Source organism: Sinorhizobium glycinis (genome assembly GCF_001651865.1).
GTDB lineage: Bacteria > Pseudomonadota > Alphaproteobacteria > Rhizobiales > Rhizobiaceae > Sinorhizobium > Sinorhizobium glycinis.
Map to the genome: position 1 here is coordinate 1 of NZ_LPUX01000059.1, position 3,874 is coordinate 3,874.

General features: G+C 56.5%; 3 protein-coding genes and 1 pseudogene. 1 reads left to right on the forward strand and 3 read right to left on the reverse strand.

Annotated elements, in window-relative coordinates; translation table 11 throughout:
* Nucleotides 1–446 precede the first annotated feature (446 nt).
* The 3 genes and pseudogenes from AU381_RS30725 to AU381_RS30730 all read right to left on the reverse strand — a co-directional run.
* Nucleotides 447–954: pseudogene (locus AU381_RS30725) on the reverse strand (TniQ family protein); the annotation flags it as partial.
* A complete protein-coding gene (locus AU381_RS13610; protein WP_014857716.1) occupies nucleotides 899–1,780 on the reverse strand; it encodes a TniB family NTP-binding protein in 882 nt (293 codons plus the stop codon). The gene AU381_RS13610 and the pseudogene AU381_RS30725, both read right to left, overlap by 56 nt.
* A 6-nt stretch (nucleotides 1,781–1,786) precedes the next feature.
* A complete protein-coding gene (locus AU381_RS30730) occupies nucleotides 1,787–2,692 on the reverse strand; it encodes a Mu transposase C-terminal domain-containing protein (protein WP_015633574.1) in 906 nt (301 codons plus the stop codon).
* A gap of 855 nt (nucleotides 2,693–3,547) precedes the next feature.
* Here AU381_RS30730 and AU381_RS31225 point away from each other — a divergent pair.
* Nucleotides 3,548–3,694, forward strand: a complete 147-nt coding sequence (locus tag AU381_RS31225) for a family 16 glycosylhydrolase (protein WP_015633573.1) — start codon at nucleotides 3,548–3,550, stop codon at nucleotides 3,692–3,694.
* Nucleotides 3,695–3,874 lie beyond the last annotated feature (180 nt).

Consider the following 3,874-nt stretch of genomic DNA (forward strand, 5'->3'; position numbering starts at 1 on the left):
CAAACCTCCCGTTTGCTGCATGGATTCAGATTCGAAGCCCCGTGGGAATCCCTGAGAGTCGGAAACGGCGCTCGTTGGTATGAGATATCCCGATTGAGCTGCTGTGTACCTGTCGTTTGGCACTTAAACGTAAGAATGCGGCCGCTTCTTTCTTGGTTGGCACTTAATTTGAGATTTTATGCGCCGATAATCTCAAATTAAGTGCAACTGCGAAGACGTCCGCGACTGACGTGCGCAGTCCAAGATCTCGTCTATAGCGCTGCCGAAGCGAGCTTTGTTCTCGCCCATCATATGGCTACGCAGCATGTGAAGCATCTCCGGCCCGGCGCGCTGGACGATGGCCACACCAGCTAAAAGAGCTGGCCTCAAGTGCAGCGGCAAGAGCGTACTTGCTCGCGACGGAAGTTTGCTTGTTTCCATCCTGAGAACGTCATCGAGATCAGGANGGGCACTATTGTGATAGCGACTGAAGGGAGAGGGGCGGGCACCCCCGTCAGTGTTCTGAATGACGTTACCACAAAGCGGACAGGTGATGCGCCAGCCGAGAAACTGGCTACGAAGAACGGGCTGCAACTCGTTAGTGATCGGACTACAGCTGCAACATAATTGCCGGGGCTCGCTGGCAATCAGGCGCCGCGACGACCGCGCGATGTTCGAGAACGTCATGCGCAGGACCCTAGCGGGATCAGCAGAGAACATACGGGCGATGCGGGCAACCTGACTTTCGGTCATGTCTAGATCCGACGTGCGCAAAGATTGTACCTCGGGAAGGCAATGCTGAAGCATAGCCAAGGGAGGGACCTCATAGAACGCGGCATGCCGGATGATCCACGACGACAGAAGTTCATCGGGGTAGGGAGCCAGCCTTACCGGCAATTGCCGTGCGGATATTCCCATCTCATGCGAACGCTGCTTCGGCGTCAAATTCCGGCTCCCATTTCTCAATGGCTTCATCGGTAATCCGCTCTCTTCCGCTTTCGATTGCCTCGATAGCCAGTGAGTTGATTATGTGGAAGATGTTGGCAGTGATGCCCTCGGTGATCTGCAGTATCCGCCGCAATGATTTTGCGGTTAACACCGATGGGTGACGCAGTGGCGTGTTGCGCAGGATCAAGGCGACCAAGATTTCGAACGGCTCATTTGCAACCCAGCGGCTCAGCGTGAACTGTTCGAAGCGGCGCGCCAATTGTACATCGCCACCAATGGCCTCACGGGCGTCATTGACCCCGAAGCAGACGAGCGAGATCTGAAGGCGGTTGCTCAGAAAGCGCAATGTGTTGAGGACGATGCGTTGCTCGCGATATGTTCCAGCGAGAATGTTGTGCACCTCGTCGATTACCAGCACCTGCACGCCGATTGCTTCCATGATGCGTAACGCAGCTTGCTCCATTTGTGCGATATCGGCACGGGGCCGCTGTGGTGCTCCGAGGAGGGTCAGAAGTTCGGCATAAAACCGTCTCTCGCCAGGCCGGCTGGTCATCTCCATTGCGAGAACCGGCGTTTTCAGCCTGCCGGTGAGCGAATTGAAGCTTGGCGGATGCTGGTCACGGAAACGCTTCATGATCATTGTTTTGCCCATTCCACTGTCACCGTATATGGCGATGGAAGGCATTCGCGTCCCGCGTGGATGATCGACCAGGAGGTTGAGGCGATCGAGTACCTGCTTGGCACGCGGATAAACGAGCCAGCGACGTGATCTTATCTCGCGGATGCACTGTTTGTCTGCTTCACCGAGCAGTGCCGCGGCATTCGCAGTCAGGTGAGAGATTTCTGTGTTCATGCAAGCTCATTCTGTGTCCTCGAAAGCAACAGGTTTGCTGGAGTCGATCCCCCGAAGCGAGCCCCAACTGCCGTCATCCACTTTCGTTTTCGCGCTGGCAAGGCGGCCACGTCGCGCAGTCGCTGTTGCCTTGATCGCTGCATCCACCAGTTTGCGCTGCTCAATAGCTGTACCAACGATCGTGCGAATGTTCACCTCTCGTCGCCCTTTCGCCAGAAGCGCACGGCGCGCTGCCAAGGCTTCGTGCAGTGTTATCGAAGGCAAGGTAAGATCCGCGTAGCGGGCCTCCACGAAATTGCCCGATGGTCGCCGCACGAAGACACGAGACATGTCCCGAGGATCGTATTTGACGAGCAGCCGGCGATTTGCACTCCCGACATCGGCACTTAGGGCTGCCGACCAATAGCGCAGTCCAAAGAGATGGATCCCGGTTGGTTGCAGCGTGCGCTCCTGCTCGGGCAGGAATGTCAGCCAAAAACGCATGCGATCCTTGGGCAATCGGAGTGGAATTTCACCCTCGTGCTCGCGCCAGACCGCGATTGGCGGGCGGCCCAAAGTGCCGTGGATCGACTGATGGTAGTTACCGACAATGTCGAGGGCGATGTATCGCTCAAGTTCGCGCAATATCAGCGCCGAATGCCGCTTTGAATCGTATTCGCCAAGCTCCTGGGCATTGCTGAAGGTCGTGCCGGGTAGTAAGTGGAGTTTTCCCATCTGGGTGCCGATCAACCGTTCGATATGGCCACCAAAGCGCGGTTCGCCGGGTGGGCGCCAGTTGATCGCTATGCCGGCATCCTCACACCCCCTCTGGAAAGCACGACTCCTAAAGTCGCTGCCGTTATCGACATGCAATGTCTCAGGCAGACCGGCAACCGGCCACGGTTCGATGATCTCGCGCTCTCGCGTAACCAAGGCGATTTGTCAAAGACGGAGTGTAGCAAGCATAAACTGGTCGAGAGCCGGGAAGGGGCTTCCATCGTGAGGTAGAACCCGGTCACCATCCGGCTGCAAACGTACATCGCAAGAGTTAGCCACGGTCTCCCGATAGGCAGGCGAGTTTCCTCGTCGACGACAAAGATATCTGCTTTGGTATGATCGACTTGGACAATCTGGAGTGGACGTGAGGCAGCGAGCGCTCCTGGAACAGCTGTTGTCCGCTTCACGACTTCGGCTTCGCCCCGTCGTTTGGCGCGCTTCTGAAGGTCGATGTCCTCGAGACGTGCTTCGATCGTCCGGCGATGTGGCGGCTTGAGCCCGGCTGAGACGCAGTTCGTCTGTATATCCCGAACTAATTGAGAAACGCCCGGGCGGTTCTTATTCAGGTAGCATCGTTTGATGCTGATGCGGATGATTTCCTCTCGCCTGTTGTCGAGCATCCTGCGGCCGTCAGGCCGGCCGGGTTTGCGCTCCACCAGCGACATCACCGTTCCTCCAGCTCGAAATAGCTTGATGAGGCGGAATGCAGTTGCCCGACTGACGTCTAGTTCGGCAGCTAGCAGCGCCATATCCCCCGCTATTACCTTGCCAGACTGACGTATCAGAAATCCTCGGATGGCCTCGGCTCGTCGACACGCCTCATCCCAAAGCACTTCGTCAACCTCGTTGGGAAATGGATCATTCATTGCAGAAACACCGTCGACTTCGCCGACGACTGAATCTCACAATAAGTGCCAAAATCCAAGGGAAAATCTCAAATTAAGTGCTAAGTCTCAAATTAAGTGCCACGCTATCTTGTTGAAACCGTTGTGGGCAGAATCTTACGATTAAATGCAAAACGACAACGGCTACCGATGTTCTCCGAGCTATATCGAATTGGGATTCGATGCGTCGAAGGGTGAGCATCGGTATGCCATCGAATGGACTCCGAGCGAGATCCGATGGCTGGTGAAGGTCGCGTCCCCACCAGTGGTGTAGCTGGGCTGTAGCCAAGCCGCTCGCGAGCGCGCCCTCGATTGCGCCGTAGCGAGCGAGCGGCGTAGCGGTGGTCATCGAAGTTCCCCGGTAGGGTCGGGTTTGCTGACACCAACCTGATTCGAAGGAACCATCGATGACCGACGACATGATGAGCCTGCGCGCGCTCGTGGAGAAGACCCC